General features: G+C 57.0%; 21 protein-coding genes. 1 reads left to right on the plus strand and 20 read right to left on the minus strand.

Features of this window, described 5'->3' with window-relative positions:
• Position 1 precedes the first annotated feature (1 nt).
• A complete protein-coding gene (locus DTF_RS0104265) occupies positions 2-529 on the minus strand; it encodes a methylated-DNA--[protein]-cysteine S-methyltransferase (protein ID WP_081702790.1) in 528 nt (175 codons plus the stop codon).
• Positions 526-2,100 (minus strand): murein biosynthesis integral membrane protein MurJ, encoded by a 1,575-nt coding sequence (gene murJ / locus DTF_RS0104270; RefSeq protein WP_027714312.1) that lies wholly within the window; start codon positions 2,098-2,100, stop codon positions 526-528. The genes DTF_RS0104265 and murJ overlap by 4 nt, the downstream gene beginning before the upstream one ends.
• 209 nt (positions 2,101-2,309) lie before the next feature.
• Between murJ and rpsT the strand changes: the two genes are divergently transcribed.
• Positions 2,310-2,576 (plus strand): 30S ribosomal protein S20, encoded by a 267-nt coding sequence (gene rpsT, locus DTF_RS0104275; RefSeq protein WP_027714313.1) that lies wholly within the window; start codon positions 2,310-2,312, stop codon positions 2,574-2,576.
• Positions 2,577-2,635: 59 nt separating this feature from the next.
• On the opposite strand, the gene holA is transcribed toward rpsT, so the two are convergent.
• The 18 genes from holA to der form a co-directional block, all read right to left on the minus strand.
• A complete protein-coding gene (gene holA, locus DTF_RS0104280; protein WP_027714314.1) occupies positions 2,636-3,637 on the minus strand; it encodes a DNA polymerase III subunit delta in 1,002 nt (333 codons plus the stop codon).
• Positions 3,638-3,653: 16 nt separating this feature from the next.
• On the minus strand, positions 3,654-4,163 hold the full coding sequence (lptE, locus tag DTF_RS0104285; protein ID WP_027714315.1) for an LptE family protein: 510 nt from the start codon (positions 4,161-4,163) through the stop codon (positions 3,654-3,656).
• Positions 4,163-6,715: a leucine--tRNA ligase gene (gene leuS / locus DTF_RS0104290; protein ID WP_027714316.1), complete on the minus strand. Its 2,553-nt coding sequence runs from the start codon at positions 6,713-6,715 to the stop codon at positions 4,163-4,165. The genes lptE and leuS overlap by 1 nt, the downstream gene beginning before the upstream one ends.
• Positions 6,716-6,882: 167 nt before the next feature.
• Entirely contained in the window at positions 6,883-7,101 is a 219-nt protein-coding gene (gene infA / locus DTF_RS0104295; protein ID WP_027714317.1) for a translation initiation factor IF-1, read from the minus strand.
• A 115-nt stretch (positions 7,102-7,216) separates the two neighbouring features.
• Complete coding sequence (locus DTF_RS0104300) at positions 7,217-7,597, minus strand: response regulator (protein ID WP_027714318.1); 381 nt, start codon at positions 7,595-7,597, stop codon at positions 7,217-7,219.
• Positions 7,598-7,615: 18 nt separating this feature from the next.
• Positions 7,616-8,437: a GAF domain-containing protein gene (locus tag DTF_RS0104305; RefSeq protein WP_027714319.1), complete on the minus strand. Its 822-nt coding sequence runs from the start codon at positions 8,435-8,437 to the stop codon at positions 7,616-7,618.
• A gap of 381 nt (positions 8,438-8,818) precedes the next feature.
• Entirely contained in the window at positions 8,819-9,889 is a 1,071-nt protein-coding gene (locus DTF_RS0104310) for a chemotaxis response regulator protein-glutamate methylesterase (protein WP_027714320.1), read from the minus strand.
• On the minus strand, positions 9,889-10,764 hold the full coding sequence (locus DTF_RS0104315) for a protein-glutamate O-methyltransferase CheR (RefSeq protein ID WP_027714321.1): 876 nt from the start codon (positions 10,762-10,764) through the stop codon (positions 9,889-9,891). The genes DTF_RS0104310 and DTF_RS0104315 overlap by 1 nt, the downstream gene beginning before the upstream one ends.
• Positions 10,764-12,794, minus strand: coding sequence for a HEAT repeat domain-containing protein (locus tag DTF_RS21840; protein WP_051360882.1), 2,031 nt, complete (start codon positions 12,792-12,794; stop codon positions 10,764-10,766). The genes DTF_RS0104315 and DTF_RS21840 overlap by 1 nt, the downstream gene beginning before the upstream one ends.
• On the minus strand, positions 12,775-13,722 hold the full coding sequence (locus tag DTF_RS25175) for a response regulator (RefSeq protein ID WP_081702791.1): 948 nt from the start codon (positions 13,720-13,722) through the stop codon (positions 12,775-12,777). Before DTF_RS25175 ends, DTF_RS21840 begins: the two co-directional genes overlap by 20 nt.
• 149 nt (positions 13,723-13,871) lie before the next feature.
• The gene (locus tag DTF_RS0104330; protein ID WP_226989153.1) at positions 13,872-14,384 is read right to left on the minus strand and encodes a chemotaxis protein CheW; all 513 of its coding nucleotides are present in this window, start codon (positions 14,382-14,384) and stop codon (positions 13,872-13,874) included.
• On the minus strand, positions 14,381-14,752 hold the full coding sequence (locus tag DTF_RS0104335; RefSeq protein ID WP_027714323.1) for a response regulator: 372 nt from the start codon (positions 14,750-14,752) through the stop codon (positions 14,381-14,383). Before DTF_RS0104335 ends, DTF_RS0104330 begins: the two co-directional genes overlap by 4 nt.
• A gap of 20 nt (positions 14,753-14,772) precedes the next feature.
• Positions 14,773-15,483: a chemotaxis protein CheW gene (locus DTF_RS0104340; RefSeq protein WP_051360885.1), complete on the minus strand. Its 711-nt coding sequence runs from the start codon at positions 15,481-15,483 to the stop codon at positions 14,773-14,775.
• Positions 15,470-16,309 carry an ExeA family protein gene (locus tag DTF_RS21850; RefSeq protein WP_051360888.1) on the minus strand — a complete coding sequence of 280 codons (840 nt, stop codon included), beginning with the start codon at positions 16,307-16,309 and terminating at the stop codon, positions 15,470-15,472. Before DTF_RS21850 ends, DTF_RS0104340 begins: the two co-directional genes overlap by 14 nt.
• On the minus strand, positions 16,302-18,341 hold the full coding sequence (locus DTF_RS0104350) for a chemotaxis protein CheA (RefSeq protein WP_027714325.1): 2,040 nt from the start codon (positions 18,339-18,341) through the stop codon (positions 16,302-16,304). Before DTF_RS0104350 ends, DTF_RS21850 begins: the two co-directional genes overlap by 8 nt.
• A gap of 3 nt (positions 18,342-18,344) precedes the next feature.
• Positions 18,345-18,719, minus strand: a complete 375-nt coding sequence (locus DTF_RS0104355; protein WP_027714326.1) for a response regulator — start codon at positions 18,717-18,719, stop codon at positions 18,345-18,347.
• Positions 18,720-18,735: 16 nt separating this feature from the next.
• The gene (locus DTF_RS0104360) at positions 18,736-20,460 is read right to left on the minus strand and encodes a response regulator (RefSeq protein ID WP_027714327.1); all 1,725 of its coding nucleotides are present in this window, start codon (positions 20,458-20,460) and stop codon (positions 18,736-18,738) included.
• 173 nt (positions 20,461-20,633) lie between these two features.
• Positions 20,634-21,680: ribosome biogenesis GTPase Der (gene der / locus DTF_RS21855; protein ID WP_035055610.1), on the minus strand; the 1,047-nt coding region annotated here is incomplete at its 5' end.

The raw sequence follows: 21,680 nt of genomic DNA on the forward strand, positions 1-21,680 counted from the left end.
CTTATAATTGCAGCCGCTCGTGCTCAAGCAGCCACTCCTTTGTCGCGATCCCCTCCCCTCCCGAATATCCCGTCATTTTCCCTCCCCTCCCGACCACCCGATGGCAGGGAATGACGAGGGGCAGAGGATTTGTGGCCATCGCCCGACCCACGGCCCGGGCGGCACCCGGACTCCCGACGGCAGCCGCCAGCTCGCCATAGGTGACGGTCGTTCCGTATGGAACCCCGACCAGCTGCCGCAGGACGGCCGAGGAAAAGGGGGGAATCCCGGGCAGTTCCAAGGGCAGATCAAAATCGCGCCTCTCGCCCCGGAAATATTCCTCAAACTGACGCTGCGCCTCGGCAAGAAGGGAGTTTTCGCCTGGCGCCGCCACCGGGTACCCCTCGGCAATGCGCCCGCGCACCTCCTCTTCGGAGGGATGGGAGACGACGGCAGCCAAGCCCTCCCTTCCCGCCACCAGACCGAGCCATCCGATGGGGGAGCGGCACAAGCCGAAAATATGTCCGTCCGCTGTCGATATCCTCTTCATTTCTTTCCTCGCATCAGTTTTCCTTTCATCAAAGCCATCGCCTCGGCGGCTTCGGGAACCTTGAACACCACGCAGCCCATCGCGTAAATGCCGGTTCCGGCAGCAACCGCCGCGCTCAGCACTGCCGCTTTGAGCCAGATCGCCCCTGCCGTACTCCAGGGCGCAAATTCCAGGATATACCAGACCACCGCGGCCATGCAACCCGCGGCAGGAAGGAGACGTACCAGAGAGGCAAAGAGCCGGGATAAACCCAGCCGCCCGACCTTGCGGTGCAGAGCCCAGACCAGAAGCAGGCAGTTGAAAATCGAAGAAAAGGTAAGAGCCATGGCCAGACCGGTATGGCCGAAGGGCTTCATCAGAATGAGGCCTGTTCCGGCGTTGACAAGCAGTGTCCAGAAGGAAATCCAGACGGGGGTGCGGGTGTCCTTCATGGCGTAAAAGGCAGGCACCACGACCCGACTAACCCCGACGAAGAGGAGCCCCGGGGCGAAAGCCGCCAGGGCCAGCGCCGTCTGACGCACCTCGTAATACCCGAATGCACCCTTCATGAAAAAGAGGCTGTACACGGGCACCGCGCAGAGCATCAACCCCACCGCCGCCGGAACGGTAATCACGGCGATCAGGGCCAGGGCGAAGCGCAGCGAATCCTTGAGCCCTTCCTCATCCCCCAGCGATGCCTGCCGGCTCATGGCGGGGAGGACGGCCTGGGCCAGGGAGACGACGAAAATGCCTTGGGGGAATTCGAACAGGCGCTGCCCGTAATACAGATAGGAGACACTCCCTTCGGGGAGGAAGGAGGCGAGCAGACGGGTCACTACCACATTGATCTGATAGATCGCCACCCCGGCGATCCCGGGGAGCATCAGGCGGCTTACCCGCACGACTGCGGGATGCCGGAAATTGAAATCGAGATGCAGGCGGACCCCCTTGCGCCGCAGGACGGGAAAATGCATGAGAAGCTGCACCGCGCCCCCGATCAGGACGCCGATGGCCAGAGAGGTGATCGGGATTTCGAACAGGGGCGAAAGGACCAGCGCGCAGAGTATCATGGAGAGGTTGAGAAAAAGCGTGGAGACGGCAGGGAGGAAATAATGTCCCAGGACGTTCAGAATGCCTGTGACGAGCCCCAGGAGACTGATGAAAAAAATGTAAGGGAACATGATGCGGTTAAGGAAATCCGTCAGGACCAGCTTCCCCTCCACCGCACCGAAGCCGAACCCTATGCCTCGAACCAGGAGGGGCGAGCCCAGAACACCGAGGAGCGTCACCGCCGCCATGATCAGCAGCAGCAGGGTCCAGCATATCGACGCCACCCGCATCGCCTCCTCATCCCCCTGCCGGTGGCGAACATCGGCAAAGGTCGGAACAAAGGCAGCGGTCAGGGATCCTTCAGCAAAGAAACGTCGCAGCAGGTTGGGAATGGTGAAGGCCATGAAAAAAGCATCCGTGCCGAATCCGGCGCCGAAAAGAGCGGCAACGACCATGTCTCGCACCAGTCCGGCAATGCGGCTGAGCCCGGTCGCCACTCCCATGACTCCGGTGGCCATGGATATCTGTTTTCTTTCGGACATGAGAAGTTTCCGTTCAGATCACGCTGAAGCCCCGAAATAGGGATTATTTTTTATTAATCCCTATACCTGTCTGCTTAACCTATTGATGATGCAATGATTTTTATTGATTAATTTAACATTTTTTATCTTGACTGCAAAAACATCCAATGCTATAAATCGGACCCTAAGTCAAACTAGCGTCATCACTTAATCCATTGGAGGATAAAACCTTGGCCAATCACAAATCCGCGATCAAGAGAAACAAGCAGAACGCTCTGCGCAATGCCCGCAACACGCACATTCGGTCTACCATGAGGACTTATGTCAAACAGGTCCGCCAGGCGGTCGCCGAAGGCAATGCCGAATCGGCCAAGACGGCTCTGGAGAGGGTCATCCCCTTTATCGATAAAGCCGCCACCAAAGGAATCATTCACAAGGCAACCGCCAGCCGCAAAATCTCCCGCCTTACCAGACTGGTGAACGCCCTTCAAGCTTAGTCGAGTTTGCTTCAGCTATAAAAAAAAGGGGCCCGTGCGGCCCCTTTTTTTTTTACTCGTCAGCCGGGCTCGCCCACCGCAATATCCTGCACCAGCTTCTCAAGCAAGACGGCCGGATGAGCCCCGCTTGACTTGAGCGCCATATCGACGTCAAGAAAGAGTTCGAAGGAGTGCCGGTACTGCACTGAAGAAAACCGCCGGGCCTGTTTTACTAGTCCGTCGAGAAAATAAGGGTTTATCCCGATGCGTCGGCAGAGATCCTGTTTGCCCGTTCCCTGTTCAAGAAGCTCCCGGGTCTTCCAGAGCTGCCGGAAATGCCGCACCATCATGCTGAGGATGAGCAGCGGGGCCACCCCTTCAGCGAGAAGCCTGCTCAGAAGACGCAATGCCTCTCCGGTATTCTTGTCTCCCATGGCGTTGGTCAGGTCGAAGATGCTGTCCACCCGGGTATCGGAAACAACGGCGGCCACATCTTTGACATCGGCCAGATTCCTCTCCCCCAGATAGGCAAAGAGCTTGCTCAATTCGCCGTGCACCTCCTGGAGATTGGTCCCCATCCGTCGGCAGAACAGGGCCAGAGCATCCTCGGTGAAAGAGCGTCCCGCCTCATGGGCCTGGGATTTTACAAATGCCGGGATCTGATTGTCGTACAGCTTCTTGTATTCGACCAACTCTCCCTTTTTATTGAATTCCTGGAAAAACTTCTTGCGCCGGTCGATCTTGTCGGCGGTGAAAACCAGGACAGTTTCCGGCATGGGATGCTGCAGATAGGGAACAAACGCTTCAAGCTCTGCGGCGGCTAGGTTCTGGGCATCCTTGACCAGCACCATGCGATGCGCGGCAAACAGAGGGAGGGTGCGGACCGTATCGAGAATGGTTTCGGCTCGGGATTCCCGGCCGTGATAAAGGTTATAGTTGAAGTCGCGTGTATCGGGGGGGACGGCCAGATCGAGTACGCGCTGCAACGTCCGCTCCAGGGAAAAGGTTTCTTCACCGAAGAGAAAGAGCAGCGGTGGAATTTTATGCGCTGCGAGATTCCGATCGAGTTCCACAGGCGTCATCTGAGAGCCTCTCCGGTCAGAAATTGTCCACGATCCTGAAATAAAGCTCCTCGGCCTGGCGTTCGATGATGACATCGATGGCTTCGGCCTCATTGTCTTCCTGGACGGCCTTGTCGTCGTTGGAAGGATACTCCTCCGTCCAGGAAAGGCTTCCCTTCCACAGAGTCTTGCCATCGGAAGCACGATAAAGGACGGCATCGACGGCCATGGCCGATCGGTACTCGGTTATTTCGTCGTCTAGTCCGAAAGATACCGGAGAGGTCGAATAGGCGGTGACGGCTCCGGACAAAACAGCGTCGGCGCGGGTCCGGTCTTCGGTGATATGCAGACTGCGGGTCCGGGCGAACTCCCTTGTCACCTCCTTGGTGATGAGGTTTTCCAGAAACGGCTCGGCGGTACGATTGGCAAAGAGTTCGATATAGAGGGTCCGGATTTCAGGAGGCAGGTTGTTCACGTCTCCGGAGAGATGATAACCGCAGCCGCACAAAAGAAACGGAAGTACCCAGAAAAGAATCAGGCGCCGCATCACGCCACCACCACGTTGACCAGCCGGCCGGGGATGACGACCACCTTTCGCACCGTTTTTCCGCTGGTGAAACGGGCCACGTTTTCCTCGGTCAGAGCCGCCTTCCGCACCTCTTCTTCATCGGCATCCGCCGCGACGGTCACCTTCCCCCGGACCTTGCCGTTGACCTGAATGACAATGACTTTTTCGTCTTCGACCAGAGCCGATTCATCCCAGTCCGGCCACCCTGCGGCCTCGATCCCTCCCTCGTGTCCCAGGCCGCTCCAGGCTTCTTCGGCGACATGGGGGACGAAAGGAGCCAGAAGGCGAACCACCGTCTCCAGGGCCTCCCTGAGCGCCCCGGGATTCTCCTCTTTGCGATCGAACGCATAGATGGCGTTGACCAGTTCCATGACGGCGGCGATGGCCGTATTGAAATGGAAGCGGCCGTCGATATCGTCAGTCACCTTCCGGATGGTCCGGTGGGTCGTACGACGCAGGATCCTGGCATCTCCTTCCGTTTCAGGCGGCCGGTTATCTTCGATCAGCTCCAGATTATCATAAATGGCCCGCCAGACCCGGTTGAGAAAACGGTAGCAACCCTCCACCCCCTGCTCATTCCATTCCAGGTCCTTCTCCGGAGGCGCGGCGAAGAGGGAGAAGAGACGGGCGGTATCGGCGCCGAAGCGCTCTATGAGGCTGTCTGGATCAACCACGTTTTTCTTCGACTTGCTCATCTTCTCATTACGGCCGACACGCGTTTCCTTGCCGCAGATCGTGCATTTTCCGTCTCCGACCTGCTCCGGATAGAGCCACCCATGCTCGGGACAGGAACGGGTTTCCATGCAGACCATCCCTTGTGTGAGGAGGTTGCGGAAAGGTTCATCGACGTTCATCATCCCGAGGTCGCGCAGCACCTTGGTAAAAAAGCGGGCGTAAAGCAGGTGCATGACAGCGTGCTCGATACCGCCGATGTACTGATCGACCGGCAGCCAGTATTCGGCCGCCTGGCGGTCGACGGGAGCGGAAGGAAAATCGGGGCTGGTGAAACGGGCGAAATACCAGGAACTCTCCACAAAGGTGTCGAAGGTGTCTGTTTCCCGCCGCGCCGCATCGCCGCACTGGGGGCAGGTGACGGTAGCGAAGGCGCTGCTCTTCGCCAGAGGGCTTCCCCCCTCCCCGGTGAATTCGACATCGGTCGGCAGAACCACCGGAAGATCCTGCTCAGGCACCGGAACGACCCCGCAGACATCGCAGTAGATGATGGGGATGGGCGTCCCCCAGTAACGCTGGCGCGATACGCCCCAGTCGCGAAGACGGTAGTTGACCGTTTTTTTACCGATCCCCTCCTTCTCAAGGTATTCGGCGATCCGTTCCTTGGCTTCCTCGTTGTCGAGACCGTCGAACTCCCTGGAGTTGGTCATGACGCCCGACCCGGTCCAGGCTTCGGACATGGCCTCCGGATCAAGGCTTTTGCCCTCAGGTTGAATGACCACGGTCATGGGAAGATCGTATTTGCGGGCGAATTCGAAGTCGCGCTGGTCGTGGGTGGGGACCGCCATGACCGCCCCGGTGCCGTAGTCCATGAGAACGAAATTGGCCAGGAAAACCGGCATCCGCAGCCGGGTGACCGGGTTTATACAGTAGGATCCGGTGAAGACCCCCTCTTTTTCGAAGTCCTCACTGGTGCGTTTTATCTTGTCCTGTTTCTTGACCCGGTCGATGAACGCTTCCACCGCCTCCCGCTGCTCCGAAGTGGTCAGTTCCAGCGCCAGGGGGTGCTCCGGGGCCAGGCTCATGAAGGTGGCTCCGTACAGCGTGTCCTGACGCGTTGTGAAGACGCGAATCTTCTTCAACGAGGTTTTCAGGGGGAATTCGATTTCACAGCCGATGCTGCGCCCTATCCAGTTGCGCTGCATGGTCAGGACCGGCTCCGGCCATCCCTTCAGACGATCGGTTTCCTCCAGCAGTTCACGGGCGTATTCGGTCGTCTTGAAGAACCACTGCTCCAACTCCTTCTGTGCCACCTCGCTGTCGCAACGCCAGCAGCACCCGTCCTCCACCTGTTCGTTGGCCAGAACGGTCCGGCACTCGGGGCACCAGTTGACGAAAGAACTCTTCTTGTAGGCCAGCCCCTTTTTGAACATCCGGAGGAAAATGAGCTGTTCCCATTTATAGTAGTCGACGTCGCAGGTGGCCAGTTCGCGGTCCCAGTCGTAGGACAAGCCCATCCGCTTAAGCTGCGAGCGCATGTTGGCAATGTTTTCGCGGGTCCATTTGGCAGGATGGATTCCATGCTGAATCGCGGCGTTTTCGGCAGGCATGCCGAAAGCATCCCAGCCCATGGGATGAAGGACGTTGAACCCCTGGAGCCGCTTGAATCGTGCTATCACATCGCCGATGGAATAGTTGCGGACATGTCCCATATGGATGCGTCCCGAAGGATAGGGGAACATTTCCAGGAGGTAGAATTTCTTCCTGTCGACTCGCTCCTCTACTTTGAAGGTTTTTTTCTCCTCCCAGACGGACTGCCACTTGCTCTCTACGGCACTGGGTTCATAGCGCTCTTGCATATCTCCTCCGCGCCCTTTCGGCTCCGGTAAAAACAGGAAAACCGGCCTGTGCCGGTATGAATCAAGGTAAACGCCGGGGCGATCCCCGAAAAAGCGCAACGGAAGAGATGGGCGGCGAGGGGAACCTCGCCCTCGCTTCAGTCCGGCCCCGGCCGTTGCTAACGAACTTACTTTTCCCGGTAGGTAATCCGCCCCCGGCTCAGATCGTAAGGGGAAAGCTCCACGGTGACACGGTCGCCGGGGAGAATGCGGATGTAAAATTTGCGCATTTTGCCGGAAATATGAGCCAGTACGATATGGCCATTGTCCAGTTTGACCCGGAACATGGCATTGGGGAGGGGTTCGATGACCGATCCCTCGACTTCAATCGCTTCTTCTTTAGCCAAAAGAGCCTCCTTGAGGAACTATGAATAGTGGAGATTGACCGGACGGGTCCAGGCAATCCCGAGTATTTACACAATGAACCGGGATTGTCAACCCCCGGATTCGCAGGACAGGCGTTTATGCTCCGAGGTTCAACAGACGCCGGGCGGCCTCGAGTATTTTGGTCGTCTGGATCGGCTTGGTGATATAGTCGTTCGCTCCCAGGGCCAGGGCGCGGTCCCGGTCCTCCGTCGCCCCTTCCGTTGTGATGATGACGATCGGCACATTCTTGTAGTTGGGATCGTTGCGAACAAGGCTCACCAGCTTAAGCCCATCCATTATAGGCATGTTGATATCGGTGAAGATCAGATCGAATTTTTCGCTCGACAGCTTCTTCAGACCATCCACGCCGTCATTCGCCTCGACGATGTTGAGTCCGCGCAGACGCTTCAGTGCGAATACGATGAGCTGGCGCATGGTTGGCGAATCTTCAACGATGAGCACCTTAAAGGTAGACATGAAAAATCCCTCCCCGGACTATTTGGTCAAAAGATCAAGAAAACCCTGGATGGTCGACAGCTTCCGTTCCGATTCAGAATAGAGCTTGGAAGAGAAGATAGCGGTGGCGGCATGACCTGCCAGCAGGGTAAAGAGTTCGTAATCCACCTCGGCAAACCGGTCCTTCTGAACCAGCAGTTTATAGATGACGATCACGCCGATGACGTGTTCCTTGATCTTGAGGGGGATGCAGACAATGGGATGATTGAAATCCCTGACATATCCCTCCATCTCATCGATGAAGTAGTTTTCTCCCGTTTTGGCCATCTGACCGATGATCCCCTCGCCGATGCCGACCTTCGGCAGTTCGGACTGCTCCAGACCTTCCGTGGCCACCGCCTGCAGCTTGTTGGTTTTTTCGTCCAGAAGCATGATGGCGAATTCTTCGGCGCCGATGAGATTGATCACGATCTCGGTAATGACCTGAAGGACCTCGCGAAAATCGAGAGTCGAATGGAGCTGATAGGAGGCGATATAAAGGTTGGCCAGATTGTTGTTTTCCGTCTCGATCTCGACGTAACGGTTGGCGAAATCGAGGTTCTCCGCCTCTATCTGCTTGATGCGATCGAGAATCTCACTCTTCTCCTGCTCCAGCTCCTCAATGCGGCGAAGCAACTTTTCCGCTTCGATACCGGAAAGGCCGCCCTCTGTCTTGACGGTTTCCTGAAGTTGCAGAATCTGAAAACGCAGCCGCTCGTTTTCCTTGAGCAGTTCCTGGGTGAATTCGGCACCCTTCTTAAAGACCTGCAGAAATTCCTCGGCCCTGCTTGCCGAACCTCTGGTGTCGTCTTTTTCCGCCATGGTATTCTCCTAAACTTGATGCACTCGCAAAAACTCAGAGGATGGCTAAGCAAAAATTTCGTCCTACAAGGCATGGTGGTTTTTCTGGGGCGAAGGCATACATCAGGTATGTCGAGGTCCTGAAAAAACACCGTAACGCCGTAGGGCGGACTTTTTGCGACGCCATTAAACTTGACAGGTGCCCGATATCAGGCGCAATCCTACCAGCACCCGGAATAAATGTCGACCTTTTACACTGTCTTTCCGTCCGGATAACGGTTTCTTTTCCGCCACAGCGGCCTCATCCTCTTGAGCAACCTCAGACTTTCTGCCCCCGAAGGAAGAACTCTCCGTCTGCTACCCGGAAATTCACCCGAGTTCCTCCTGAACTTCCCGATGCCACTAAGCGGAATAGCGACCAAACCCGCAACGGTGGAGGATCGCCCCTCCCATCTGAGGCAGCGGCACAATCTTGTCCACCTTACCAGTGGCGATGGCCTCCTTGGGCATGCCGAAGACCACGCTGCTGCTTTCCGCCTCGGCAAGGACGGCGCCACCCTCTTCCTTGATGCTCACCACCCCCCGGGCGCCGTCGTTCCCCATGCCGGTCAGGACGACTCCCAGCAATCGAGATCCGAAAATTTCACTGGCGGAAGTGAACAGGACATCGGCCGACGGGGTGTAGCGCTGATTGGCAGCGGGCTCCACGACTTCCGCCAGGACTTCGTCGCCGCGCCGGCGAAAAAGCAGATTCTTTGCGCCGGGCGCCACCAGAACGGTACCGGGACGCATCCGGTCCCCCGAACGGGCCTCGCGGATCTCCAGAGGACAGTACTTGTTGAGACGATCGGCAAAAGCCTTGGTGAATCCCGGAGGCATATGCTGGGCGATGGCGATGCCGAGGGGAATCGGCTCCCTTATAGCTGAGAGAATGGCCTGAAGAGCTGGCGGTCCCCCCGTTGAAGCGGCGATAACCACCTGATTGATCTGTTCCCCATCTGCTGCCCTGATTTTGGCGGCCTGCCGCAAGGGCCCAGCGGTGCCGGGAGCGGGGCGGTTCAGGACCTTCTTCATATCGGTGCGGGCGATGGTCCGAACCTTTTGGAGCAGGTCTTCCTGGATACTGAAAAGTTCCGGCGAAACCCTGGCCGAGGGCTTGGCCACGAATTCGACCGCGCCGAACTCGAGGGCCCGGAATACGTTTTCGTCTTCGGATCGCGCCGAAACCACGATCACCGGAGTCGGCCGGTTCTGCATGACCACCCGCAGAAAAGAGAAGCCGTCCATGCGGGGCATCTCAAGATCTAGAGTGATCAGGTCTGGCTTGAGGTCGAAGACCTTTCGCAGCCCCTCCTCCCCGTTGACCGCATAACCGACCACCTCGACCCCCGGGATGGTTTCGAGCATTTTGATGATGGTGCGTCGATTGTAAGCCGAATCGTCCACCACGAGCACCCGCACCTGGTCGTTCATCATCGCCACTCCCCACCCCCCGTCTGCGGCGGACGCTGATAAACCATGTCATGGGTGTAGTGTCTCAGGACAAAGGCGTTCGTGATGCTCATCAGCGATTCGGAATGTCCGAGGAGAAGAAATCCTTCCGGCCTGAGTCTCTGATAGAAATTCTCCACCACCCGCTTCTTGGCAGCAAGATCGAAATAGATGATCACGTTGCGGCAGAAAATGACGTCCATTTTCCCAAGAAGGGCGACCCGGGGGGTGTCGAAGAGATTCAGATGGCTGATGGTGACCAGCTTTTTCAGAGAATCGGCAATGCGATGCTTCCCGTCGACCTCGGTGAAAAAACGCCGCTGCACGGCAGTCTCCGTGCTGCGGAAGGACGCGGATCCGTAAACCCCCTTCCGCGCAGTCTGCAGAACCTTATGGCTGATGTCGGTGCCGATGATATCCACCTGCCAGTCTGCAAAAGCGGGTATGTCGTGCAGCAGCATGGCAATGGTATAGGGTTCCTCGCCGGTCGAACATCCCGCACTCCAGATCCGGAGCTTTCGATCCCCTTCCCTCGCCTTGCGTTCGCGAATCTCCGGAAGAATCTCCTGGGTGAAGGTTTTGAGCTGAAAGTCCTCCCGGAAGAAATAAGTCTCATTGGTAGTCAGGGCATCGATGACTTCATTGAGTTCTTCCTCCTTTTGTCGCCCGTAACGCAGGAGATAGTAGTAATCCTTGAAGTTCTTCATTTTATGATGCTGCAGCCGCTTGCCCAGACGTTTTTCCAGCAGGTATTTGGAGTCTTCGGTAAAATGCAGCCCGCAGTGCTGATAGACGAAATCCCGCAGCAGACGAAATTCCTCGTCGTTCAGAGGTATGTCGGGGGTAAAGAACAGCATTAACGACTCACCTCAGAAGCTTTGCCAGAATCCGAAAGAAGCCCCCGGAGCTGATGGCAAACCAGATCCTCCCCTTCGACCAGGAGCCTTTCTTCCAGATGGTGACGGCAGCTTTCCCCCACGAGTTCGGCCAGGGCACGGGCAAAGGTGAGGCGCACCTCCCAATGCCGATGATTGAGCAGACTCTCTAGCACTGGAGGGATCCAGTCGCTGCGACCGCCGGCAGTCAGGAGCTGAAGAGCCGCATTCACGACTTCTTCATCGTCATGGGTCAAAGTGGCGACCAGAGAGGAATGGGCCTTTTCGGCCCCCATAGAGGAGAGGGTTTCGAGGGCGGCGATAGCGACCAGCCCCACCGGGTCGGTCAGGGTCCCCTGCACCAGCCGGAACGCTTCCTCCGAAGGGATTCCTCCGAGAGCTCGAACCGCCGCGCTTCGCACCCAGATATCTTCGTCCCGCAAAGCCAGCTCCAGAGCTCCGACAACCTGAGAGTCGCCGATCGTGCCGAGGGCTTCGACGGCAAGACGCCGCACTTCGTCATCTTCATCGGTCAGGGCGAGCATCAGAGCTTGAAGTCGACCATCCCCGCGTTTGCCCTCAAAAGCGCGGACTGCCGCCCGCCGGACCAGGGAGGATTCGTCCTTCATGGCAAAGGTGAGAGTGCCCTCGACGTCGCCGCCATCCAGACGACCGAGAATCGACACTGCATGCATGCGCCATTCGGGATCTTCATGCTTCAGAAGGGGATGGAGAATGGTCATGGCCTGCCGCCGGTGCCGCATACCCACTTTGCTGAGGGCATCCATGGCCATTTCCCTGACCTCCTCGCAGGAATCTCCCAGGCGGTCGACCAGCGGGACCAGAGCGGCCGCCTCGCCTAGTTTTCCGAGGGACTGGGTTGAAGCCAGACGCAGCTCAGGGTCGGGAGAAGAGAGGGCGGACAAAAGGAGCTGCATCGCCTCGAGACATCCCGCTTCGCCGAAAATGTAGGAGAGATATGTCCTGGTGCGGCTGTCTGCATCGGTCCAGAGTTCCATGAGCCCGCAGACCGCTTCTCTATCCAACGCGACCAGGCTTTTTGCTGCGCTGGTGCGAAGGTCCTCGTCAGAGAGCGCGCCCAGGAGACGGGGTGCGAAACGGCCGTCCCCAATCTGGCCCAGGAGTTCCGTCGCTGACAGGCGTACGGCGGCGTCGGCGGAATCGATCATATCGGCGACGGCTTCAGCCGTCGGAGTGCCGCAGAAGCGGGCCAACTGCTCAGGCGCTGCTTCCGGCCATTTCGCGCCTAGGCGCGACAGAGCAACCGCGGCCGATTCCCTGACGTTGCGTACCTGGTCGGATAGCCCTTCTATCAGAACAGGCAGAGCGTCCCCATCTCCAACCCTTCCGAGACAATCGAACAAGGCTTTCCTCAGCAGACGATCATCCTTATAGCAGAGGAGGCTGTCCATCGGAACCGGAGCACCGATCTCGCCGAGGGCTTCCAGGACGGTGAACCGGAACCAGAGATCCGAATGTCCCATCGCCGAAATAAGAGCGGGAACGGATTCAACACTGCCGATTCGGCCCAGGTTTTCCGCCGCCGCCGCCCGCACATTGTCATCCGGATCGGACAGGGCCCGGAGCATCGACGGCACGATCGATTCATCTCCGATTTCGCCGAGGATATCAAGAACGAATTTGCGGACGTCGTGATCGCTGCAGGAAAGCTCCTCAAGAAGCAGGGGAATGGCCAAACGACCGAGTCGCACCAGGATTTCAACGGCCGTATTACGAAGGCCGGCATTATCCTCGGAATGCAGCAGCTCGATGATTTCCCCGGTCAGTGCGTCCCCACCCGGCAGAGAGATAAAAAGTTCAGCCGCCTCTTTTCGCACCCGCCAGCTTTCATCTCCCAGAGCTCGAATGATTGCCGGAGCGGAGTCCCCGGAGGAGCAGCGACCTAATTCTTTGAGCCCCTGCAATCTCTCTTCTTCCTGAGCGGAATCCAGCAACTCGCGTATTTTCTTTTCATTCACCACGGAAATCACCCCGGCTCTCCTGCAAACAGAGTTCTATTTTGCGACGTTCGATAAATGTCGCAAAGGCCTGCTCCAGAAAATCCTCCAGGCTGCGGATTTCAGGCGCAATCCTCTCTTTGAAAAGCCGCTTTCCTTCATCAATCTCCGAAGAAAGCAAATGATGAAAGGTTCCCTGGCGGATCCCCTCCTCGACACGGTCCTGATTGTAAAGAGCGATATCGGAGACGATGATACGGGCCAGACGACGGGCTTTCAAGATTCTTTCCTCGGTAGCCTCCCCCGAAACCTCATTCTCTTCAGCGCTTCGGATCCTTTCTTTGACTTCATCATCAAGAACTTGCGAATCCCGATCCTTCTCCTCTGCCTGAAGGGTCTGCCCCACGGTGATTCCCCCGGAAGCCTGTTCACCGGGAGGAGCCGATACGGCATTCACGGCCAGCCGATTGATTTTGGTAACAAGATCGTCGGGGATATGATGCTTTTCGATATAATCATCGGCGCCGTACAATGAAGTGGGAGTTCTTTTGTACGCCATTCTGTTGTAGACGGAAGATAACAGAAGGATTTTTACCTCTTCCAGCCCCGGTCTCTTACGTACTTTTTCCACTACCTCAAAGGTGAATAGGCCGGGAAGGGCCACATCGACCACCGCAACCTGGGGGGGCGACGCAGCCATGAGATCGAGGGCATCCTGTCCGTCATGGCAGGTCCTGCAGGAAAGGCCGGCACGGTTCAAAATTTCTTCGATGGTGGCGCAGAGCGCCTGGTCGCTATGAGCAACGAGGACGCTGAATCCTGTGTTCTCTACAGTGACCGACGGCACTTCGACTTTGAAGACCTCGCGGCAACGACCGCACCTCAGGGTCACCCGTTTTCCGCCGAGTCGCCGGCGGTCCAGACGCAGACGCGCCGCACAGGCGGGGCAACTTACAATCATCAAAACCTCGCAATAATCGAATAACGTCCGGGAACTGTCAGAGAAAATCTCAGCTAGTCGGCATGGAAAAAAATGTCGGATGACAGGCGACGGCCGGGGAGGTCCGTGCTGTCACAGCACAGTGAATCCGTTTTTCATTGCCCTTATTTTCAGGGCGTTTTCTCAATTTTATCCAGATCGATCTTTTCGTCGGAAGAGAGGATTCTTTCAAGGTCCAGCAGCATAACCAGATCCTCGTCTTTTCTGCAGACGCCAAGGAAGAACTCCGCTCCCTTGCCTTTGAGGAATTTCGGCGCCGCCTGAATTTCGTGTCGGGAATAACGACGGACTTCCGATACCTCATCGACCATCAACCCGAGAATTTTGCCTGAGAGGCCACAGATGATGACCCGAGTCTTGCGATCGGTTTCAGTTTTCGCCTGGTCGAAACGTTTGCGCAGGTCGACCACCGGGATAACCACCCCTCTCAGATTGATCACTCCTTCAATGAATGCCGGAGCCTTGGGGACGGGGGTCAGCCGCTGCGGCCGGATAATCTCCTTGATGCGAAGAATATCAAGGGCGTACAATTCCGTTCCTATGCGGAAGCAGGCCAACTGGATCTCCTGGCGAAGCTCTTCCGGTTTGGCCGGCGCCTCCATTTTTTCAGCATTTCTAATCATTTGGCAAGAAACCTCTGAATCGTTTCGATGACCATGGCGGATTTGAAGGGCTTGGTGATATACCAATCCGCTCCGACCGTTTCGCCCCGCGCCATATCTTCACGGCTTTTCTTGGCGGTCAACATGATGACTGGAATATTCCTGGTGGATTCGTGGCTCTTGATCCGCCGGCAGACTTCGAAACCATCCATTTCCGGAAGCATGATGTCAAGCAGCACCAGATCCGGCAGCTCTTCAGCAATGGCATCCAGCGCCGCCTGGCCGTTCGAAACCCCTCTTACCGCATAACCCTTGGAAGTCAGGAGAATGCTCTCGAGTTTCAGCAGGCTTTCTTCGTCCTCTACGATGAGTATCTTTTGTTTAGACACCTACCCTCTCCTTTCTTCCATCAGATGAGTTCCGCGTTCAGCACATTCGCCAGATCCAGCAGAATCATCATTCTCCCCTGATCCCGGCCAACCCCTTCCACCATATCCCGGTCCAATCCGGAAAGGACAGCCGGCGGAGGTTCAATACCCTGAGCCGGAAGACGCACCACCTGATTAAGGCTGTCAACGACAAGCCCCGCTGACTTTTCTCCATATTGGCATACGATGATCCGTGAAGCGGAGGTGATTTCCGCCGTCCCCAGCTTCAATCGCCTTTTGAGATCGAAGACGGGGATGATGACCCCGCGCAGGGAAATGATACCGAGAATGAAGTCGGGCACACGGGGGAGATCGGTTATTTCTCTCGGTTTGATTATCTCGCGAATCTGTCCGATGTCCAGAGCATATTCTTCGCTTCCGAGAGTAAAGGTCAGCCACTGCCGCAGGTCTTCTTCCTGACTGTCCCGCCCGGTTAATCCTTGCAGGTAGCTTTCTTCGGTCGCCAGTTCCATCTCGGGGCGAAAGCGGAAAAGTGCTTCCAGGGGATCCATCGCAGCGGGCCGGTCCAAGGGCTTCGGAATATGTTCCAGAGGGATGTCGGCCGTTGATTTCTCCGGCGCCCCCTGAATGGAGGGAGCGGAACGAACATCTCGCCGCAAAGGGGGGCTGGGGTCGCCGGGAGGTTGCTCTTTGCGCGAGCGGGCTTTTTTCCGGATTTCAGCAAGATCCATCAGTCATTTCCTTCTGCGGCGAAAAAACGAGATCGAGTTCGACCATAACATCATCGAGAACCTCCGGACCTATGGCCCGAGATTCCCTGCCGAACCCCTCCAGAAGTGCGAGAGAGGCGGCATGATTGATCTTTCGCGGGATGCCGCCGGAATACTGGTAAATGCGTTCCACGGCACCGGGGAGGAAGAGCCCCGGCTGTCCACCGGCCACGCGTAAACGGTGGTCAAGGTATTCCGCCGTTTCCTCCAGAGAAAGCGAACAGAGATGGTACTGCATGCCGATGCGCTGCCTCAGAGGTTCATAAACACGGTGAGCCAGCCGCTTGCGCAGTTCGGGCTGCCCCATCAGCACGATGCTCATGAGATTGCGGTCGTCAAGCTGGAAATTCGTCAGAAGTCTGATCTCGTCGAAGGTCTCCTTGTGCGGGACCAACTGAGCCTCATCGATGACCAGGACCGGACAAATCCCATCCTCATAGAGACGGTAAAGCCCCGACCCAATCTGCTCCAATAGATCGGTCTTGAACTTTGCCGGATCTTCCACGCCCAAGCGCAGCGCCACCCCCCTCAGAAATTCCAGGGGAGTCAACCGCGGGTTGATGAAAAGAATGACCCTGTACCCCTCGTCGAGTTCATCCATGAGAGCGCGTGACAGAGTCGTTTTGCCGCAACCGATCTCTCCCGTCAAAAGGATGAGGTCCCGCTCCTCTACCGCATAGATGAGGCGGGCAAGCGCCTCGCCGTGCATCCGGCTTAAAAACAAGAATCGGGGGTCTGGGGTCTTGCTGAAAGGCCGTTCCGTGAAGCCGAAAAATCCTTCATACATGAATGGCCGTCTCTCCCCTGAGCGTTTCGCTCATCAGCCCTCCGATGTCGAGAACAAGAATCGTTTTCTGGTTCCCAAGATCAGCCGCCCCGGCGATGCCTCGAACGAAAGAAAGGGCATTACCGAGGGACTTGATGACCACGTCCTGTTGACCGAGGAGGTCGTCGACGACGATTCCGAGTCTCTTTTCCGCCATGCCCACCACTGCTACGAAGGAGCGTCCGGTCCCTGTGGAGGCTTCCGAAAAACCGAACACTTCGCTCAGACGCAGAAGCGGCAAGGTGCTCTGGCGAAGCTCGACCACTTCCCGCCGCTCGATGGTGCGGATGGCGGACGATTCGAGCATGAAGGTTTCAAGTACGGAACTGATCGGGATCGCATAGGTTCTGCCGCAGGCATTGACGATCAGCGCCTTGATGATCGCCAGGGTGATGGGCAGAGTTATGATCATGGCGGTTCCCTCTCCAAACCGGCTGTCGATTTCTATCATTCCGGAGAGAGCGGAGATGTTGTTCTTGACCACATCCATTCCCACCCCCCGGCCGGACAGGTCGCTTACTTCGTCCCGGGTGGAAAAACCAGGCGTAAACACCAGATCGTAGATATCCTCTCGCAGCAATTCCACCCCTTCGTTAATCAGACCTTTCTGTACGGCCTTACGGCGAACCCTCTCCGGATCTATCCCGCGGCCATCGTCGCGCACCTCAAGGACGACATGGTTCCCCTTCTGAGACGCCCAGAGACAGATCGTTCCCTTCTCCGATTTTCCGGCGGAGAGGCGCTCGTCGACGGGCTCGATTCCATGATCAATGGCATTGCGGATGATGTGCATCAGCGGGTCGGCCAGATCCTCCATGATCAGCTTGTCCAGTTCGGTATCCGCTCCGCGAATGTCGAGAGCCACCTTTTTGCCTTGTTCGCTGGCAACCCGTCTGACGATACGGGACATTTTCTCGAAGAGCTGACCCACTGGGACCATGCGGACTTCCATGACCCCCTTCTGCAGTTCTTCCAGGCGCCGCTCAAGTGTACGGGTGGCTTTGAGAAGCTCCATGCCCAGCTCGCGCTCTTTTTCAGCTTTGAGCCGCTCGGCTATGGTGCTGATCAGCCCCTTGGAAAGAACCAGCTCCCCGACGATATTCATCAGCAAATCGAGTTTTCCGATATCCACCCTTACGGTCCGGCTGATCGATCTCAGAGAGGTTTCCGAAGCTTCTCCCATCTCCTCGATTTCCTCGACCGCCGCCGGACCCGCGAACTCTTTGACTGCGGCGGAAGGTTGGACGTTTCCTCCGCCAAGGTGATCAACGGAGATATCTTCCCTTGCCAGAAGAGAGCAAATCTGCTCCGCCGTCTGGGATGAACCAAACAGAATCTGGAACGCTATCCGATCGGATATGTCTCCGGCACAGGGTAGAGTGCTGATGACCTCACCCTTTTTTTTCAGCTGGTCTGTAATTTCGGCGAGGTCCTGATCGAAACTGGCCAGACTGAAAGTGGCCTTCACTCGCAGAAGGTTGCGCCCCTTGTTCAGATTCTCCAGCAGCCGGTGCTCCTCGTATTCGGTGAGGACGTTGAGGATCTCCGAATCAATTTTCAGGGTGTCGAGAAGATCGCCTCCCGGTTGCCGCCCCCCGCTCATGAAGGCGTCAATGCGCCGAACAAGAGGCCTGACGTCGAAAGAGAAGTTTTCGTTTTCGCCTTTTCCGTGAACCAGGCGCGCAAGTGCTTCCAGGGCATCGAAGAGGATCTCGACAAGTTCGGCATTCCACGAAATCTTTCCAAGCCGCAGGCTGTCGAGCAAATTCTCCATGTTGTGAGCAAGTTCAGTGATATCGTCGAATCCAAACATGCCCGAAAGCCCTTTGATGGAATGGGCCCCGCGGAAAATACCGTTCAGGATTTCCGGATCGCTTCCTCCCCCGTCGGCGCTGTCGCCGAGCGCCACCAGGTCGAGGTTCAGCTTTTCGATAATTTCCTCGGCCTCTCCCAGGAAATCTCCGATCGCACTGGATAACGACTTGTCGGTCACTGATTACTCCTGCCCCAGAAATCTGCTGACGAGTGCCTGAAGATCGTCCGGCGAAAAAGGTTTCACCAGGTAGGCGTCAGCCCCCAGTGCGAGTCCTTTTTCCCGGTCCCGTTCGCTCCCTTCAGTGCTGACGATGAACAACGGCGTGTTTTTGTAGTTTGGATTGTTCTTGATGAAGCTGACCAGTTCAAGTCCGTTGATGTCCGGCATGTTGATGTCGGTGATCACCAGGTCGACCTTTTCCCGCGGGAGAATGCGCAAGGCGTCGAAACCGTTGGCGGCCTCCACCAGGATATAGTCTCCCATGGCAGCGATAGCGGAAACGATGAATGACCTCATGGTCGGTGAATCTTCGGCAATCAGGATCTTTTTAGGCACCTGTCCGCGCTCCTTGCTAGATGGCGACATTGCCCCTGAGACGGCGTTCAAGAAGGGCTTTTTCCATGGCCAAACCTGCCTGGGACAGAAAAATCTCCAGTGATTCGGTATTGACGATCGGTAATTTCTCAGGCAGGTTGTCACCGTACAGCACGGCCACGACCTGCCCCTCGCTGATTATGGGGCCGAGGAAGATCTCTTCCGGCTCGTCTCCGCCGAGCTGTTCCTTGAGGTAGTTGTCCCACCGGCTGTCGCCGAGGCGGACCCTGCGGGCGGATTTATCGGCAATAACCTGGTTGAAGATCGACTTATCGCCTCGGGGTATCTTCATCCTTCGGACACGGGCATCTGCCATTTCTCCGCTCAGTTCGATGCCGAACTGACCCAGCCCGACGATTTCCTTCTCCTTGGCCAGAAAAATGACCGCCCGATTCATCAGTTCACTTGCAAAACGAAGAACCAGGAGAATAATCCCTCCGCCCAGCGAAGGGTTGTGAAGTTCCTGCAGCATTCCTTTGAGAAGGTGCAGCCCCGGTGACTCCGGCCCTCTTCCCTGCCGGTCCGCAGTGGTTTCCTCTCCCATTTCCTTGAGGAGTTCCGCTCCCCAGTTGTAGGTCGCGGATTCCACCGGAACTTCGATCCCTGATGCGTCACCCAGAAAAACACTCATGGTTTCAGCAAAAGCCTGAAGGGCACGGGCCCCCCGCTCATCCCGGATTTCGTTCTTCTTCGGCTTGGGCATAACCGCCGACACCCCGAATTGCCGGACTTTTTCTTCGGCTTCAAGGTTGGAGTGATCCGACATCACGAAAACGGCAAGCTGAGGGAATCTTTTCTTGATATTCTGAAGAAGCTCTATTCCGCCGAGAATGCCGGTGCCGTTCAGACGCGGCATGATCAGATCGACCAGAAGCGCGGGGGCTTCGCCGGCCCGGGCGGCGACTTCGACGGCGGCCAGGAATTCATTGCCCTCGTTGAATGCGGAAACGGAATAGCCGAGCGCCCCGAGGGCGCGGCGAATGCCTTCGGCCGTGGGAGGGTCATCATCCACCAGAAGGACCTGCATCCCAGGTGCCGCAGTTGCCGGGGCGGCCGGTTCGGTCTCTGAGGAAGACGGATTTTCCTTCACGGCTTCACGGCCTGAGGGTGGTTCTTCTTCGAGCTCCAGAAGGCTTTCCATGTCGACGACGGATTCTGAAACCTCCTCCTCGACAGGTTCGCCCCGGTGGCGCCGCTCGTCGAGGATTCGACTCCCCTCCATGGCCAGCCATTGGGGATTCAATCCCTGATCGAGCATGAACTGCAGGGGGTTGAGAGTGGTCGCTCCCATTTCAGAGGGTTCACCCAGCTCGAAGGAGAAGGTCCCTTCCATCCAGGCGAAGAAGTTATAAACGATCTTCTCGACCTGCTCCTTCACCGCTTCTTCGATTCTGTCCTTGGGAACGCCGAAATGTTCGGCGATGATATCCCCGAGCCGTGGCGGGGGAAGGTCGCTTTTCTTCTGAATGGATACGGCTTTTTTGAGGGTCGGGATATCGACGAGGGACTTGCGAACCAACAGGTCGCCTATATTTTCGCGGAACATGGTGGAGGTGGCGCGGATAACCTGCCCGTCCCTGAAGACAACCTTCCCCTCGCGGCCGCGGCTGGCCAGAGACAGCACCCCTGATTTGCGGCTGAGGCTGACGATCTGAAGAATATCCCCCAGACTGAGGTCTTCGAGGTTTCCGACAAGACTCATGAAGATTCCAGGCAGTATGGACGCAAGGCGTCGAAGACGATGTCTAACAGTCTAGAATTAAATAGAAATAAATATATATCGCAGCATGGTGAGTAAGTAAAGGTTTTTCAGCCCGCTCAAGAGTGAAATCCTGCCACGCAAAACGGATGTTTGCCTTCTTCATTCTCCTTCGTTCAACCCTTTTGCTGCTCACGGTCTTTGAACGTGAGCCTGAGCGGGGCTCCGGTAAAACCGAAGGATTCGCGGAGTTTGTTGACAAGATAACGCTCATAGGAGAAATGGACCCCTTCGGCCCGGTTGGCGAAAATGACGAAACTCGGCGGCCGAACGGCCGTCTGGGTGATATAAAAAAACTTGAGCCTCCTCCCCTGGTAAAGCGGCGGCTGATGACTTTTGACCGCTTCCATCAGCATCCTGTTCAGGGCCGGTGTGGGAACGCGCTTGTTGTATTCCGCAGCCACCTCCTCGACCGTTGCCATAATCTTTGCAACCCTCTGGCCCGTGAGCGCGGAGACGAAAATGACCGGGGCATGGGGAAGAAACTTGAAGTCGAGACGCAGTTTTTCCAGAAATTTCCCCATGGTGGAGTTATCTTTTGCCAGCAGGTCCCACTTATTGACCAGCAGAATGAGCGCCCGCCCCTTCTCGTAAGCATAGCCGGCCACGGTCAGGTCCTGATCGGTGACCCCTTCTTCGGCATCGATGACCGCCAGCACCACATGAGCCCGGTCCATGGCTTTGAGCGCCTGGATGACGCTGTATTTTTCCAGCGCCCGGCTCACCTTCCCCTTCCGCCGGATACCGGCGGTGTCGATCAGCACGTAACGTTTCTGATTGTAGATGAACGGCGTGTCGACGCTGTCCCGGGTCGTACCCGCCTGAGGATTGGCGACCACCCGCTCATAACCGAGGAGGCGGTTGACCAGGGACGATTTCCCCACATTCGGCCGCCCGACAATGGCCAGCCGCACCTCCTCCCGGTCCTCCTCGACAGGCTGGGCCGGCGGAAGAAGGGGCAGCACCTCATCCATCAGTTCACCCACCCCGCGGCCATGCTCGGCGGAGACCGTGTAGAGTTCATCGACCCCCAGGGCATAGAACTCGCCGATGCCCGCTTCCTGCTTTTCCCCGTCCACCTTGTTGATCACGAACAGGACAGGCTTGTCCACCCGCCTCAGCCGGGAGGCCACCTCGATATCGGAAGGTGTCAGCCCCTCCTT

Source organism: Desulfuromonas sp. TF (assembly GCF_000472285.1).
Taxonomy (GTDB): domain Bacteria; phylum Desulfobacterota; class Desulfuromonadia; order Desulfuromonadales; family ATBO01; genus ATBO01.

Coding starts and splice junctions, on each gene's coding strand:
- DTF_RS0104265 (WP_081702790.1), bottom strand. CDS start 529: ATGAAGAGGATATCGACAGCGGACGGACATATTTTCGGCTTGTGCCGC.
- murJ (WP_027714312.1), bottom strand. CDS start 2,100: ATGTCCGAAAGAAAACAGATATCCATGGCCACCGGAGTCATGGGAGTG.
- holA (WP_027714314.1), bottom strand. CDS start 3,637: ATGACGCCTGTGGAACTCGATCGGAATCTCGCAGCGCATAAAATTCCA.
- lptE (WP_027714315.1), bottom strand. CDS start 4,163: ATGCGGCGCCTGATTCTTTTCTGGGTACTTCCGTTTCTTTTGTGCGGC.
- leuS (WP_027714316.1), bottom strand. CDS start 6,715: ATGCAAGAGCGCTATGAACCCAGTGCCGTAGAGAGCAAGTGGCAGTCC.
- DTF_RS0104300 (WP_027714318.1), bottom strand. CDS start 7,597: ATGTCTACCTTTAAGGTGCTCATCGTTGAAGATTCGCCAACCATGCGC.
- DTF_RS0104305 (WP_027714319.1), bottom strand. CDS start 8,437: ATGGCGGAAAAAGACGACACCAGAGGTTCGGCAAGCAGGGCCGAGGAA.
- DTF_RS0104310 (WP_027714320.1), bottom strand. CDS start 9,889: ATGAACGACCAGGTGCGGGTGCTCGTGGTGGACGATTCGGCTTACAAT.
- DTF_RS0104315 (WP_027714321.1), bottom strand. CDS start 10,764: ATGCTGTTCTTTACCCCCGACATACCTCTGAACGACGAGGAATTTCGT.
- DTF_RS25175 (WP_081702791.1), bottom strand. CDS start 13,722: ATGATTGTAAGTTGCCCCGCCTGTGCGGCGCGTCTGCGTCTGGACCGC.
- DTF_RS0104330 (WP_226989153.1), bottom strand. CDS start 14,384: ATGATTAGAAATGCTGAAAAAATGGAGGCGCCGGCCAAACCGGAAGAG.
- DTF_RS0104340 (WP_051360885.1), bottom strand. CDS start 15,483: ATGGATCTTGCTGAAATCCGGAAAAAAGCCCGCTCGCGCAAAGAGCAA.
- DTF_RS21850 (WP_051360888.1), bottom strand. CDS start 16,309: ATGTATGAAGGATTTTTCGGCTTCACGGAACGGCCTTTCAGCAAGACC.
- DTF_RS0104360 (WP_027714327.1), bottom strand. CDS start 20,460: ATGAGTCTTGTCGGAAACCTCGAAGACCTCAGTCTGGGGGATATTCTT.